This window comes from Streptomyces beihaiensis, assembly GCF_026274175.1.
Taxonomy (GTDB): Bacteria; Actinomycetota; Actinomycetes; order Streptomycetales; family Streptomycetaceae; genus Streptomyces; species Streptomyces beihaiensis.
Genome location: NZ_JAPHNL010000204.1, coordinates 1 through 1,234, shown reverse-complemented (window position 1 = coordinate 1,234; position 1,234 = coordinate 1). Strand labels below are relative to the sequence as shown.

At 77.9% G+C, this 1,234-nt stretch carries 1 pseudogene; it reads right to left on the bottom strand.

Annotated elements, in window-relative coordinates:
* Nucleotides 1-1,234, bottom strand: a pseudogene (locus tag OFY01_RS17155) (AAA family ATPase); the annotation flags it as partial.

Here is a 1,234-nt window from a genome sequence, read left to right as displayed (position 1 = left end):
CTTCCGATCTGAGGCCGGGCCGCCGCTGCCGCCGTGTCCTCCTCGGCCAACACGGCGTCGACCGCGGCCCGCTCCGACTGCCAGGCGTCCAGGCGGTGTTGCAGGGCGCGGTGGTCCTCGGGAGCGAGGAGGGCGGCGGCCGCCTCCCTCGGCGTGTCGAAGCCGGCCCGGAAGGCGGCGTCGGCGAGTCGCGCGTCCGCGTCCTTGAGGCGCTGTGCGGTGTCCTCGACGGCGCGGGCCGCGTCCGCGGCGGCCGTGAGCAGGGCGGCGCGGCGCTCCAACTGCGCCGCACGCGCTTCGACGGACCCGGCGGCGCCGCGCGCATGCGTCAACTCGCCTTCGAGACCGGCTTGTTCGCGGTCCAGAGCGTCACGGAGGGAGGCGCGGGCGGCGCTGCGGGTGGCGGCCTCCTGGCGGACGGCGACCCTGCGGTCGTGTTCGCTCTGGGCGGTGGCCAGGCGCTCGCGGGCCGCGTGGAGCGCGGAGGCAGCCGTGCGAGCCTCGGCGTGTCGGTGTCTCAGTTCACGTGCCGCCTCGGCGAGTTGCCCGGTGGTTCCGTCTCCCGCGGCGGCGGTCGCCGCGGCCAGATTCTCGCGGACGGCGGCCAGGGCGCGCTCGGTCTGCGCGCGGTGTTCGTCGGCGGACCGGTAGGCGGCGAGGGCGCGTTCCTCCGCCGCCCGGTCGACGTGTCCGGCGGACTTCCGCATCGGGGCGGGGTGTTCGGTGGCGCCGCACACGGTGCAGGGTTCGCCGTCGGCCAGGCTCTCGGCGAGTTCGGCGGCGATGCCGCGCAGGCGCTGTTCCTTGAGGGTGAGCCAGTGCTCGTGCGCCGTGGCCGTGGCCTCGCGGGCGCGCAGGGCCGTGGCGCGGGCGGCGTCGGCCCGCTCGGTGAGCCGGTCCCGTTCGACGGCGGCCGCGGCCTGCCGCTGTGCCGCTTCGAGCTGTCCCGCCAGGTGCTCGGCCCGGGTGGCGGCCTCCTGGGCGGTGTCGACGCGGTCCTGGAGGGCGGCACGGGTCGCGTCCCAGGCGTCGAGCCAGCTCGCGGTCTCCTGTGCCAGGTCGGCGTCGACACGCTCCTCGCGGTCGATGCGGGCGCGTTCGCGGGCGATGTCGGCGATCCGGCGTTCCGCGCGGCGCGCCGCGTCGAGCCCACCGAGTTCCTGGGCGACGCGCCGCGCGGCGGCGGCCAGCGCGTCGGGCCCCGCGTCACCGAGCCGTACCGCGTCCCCCGGGG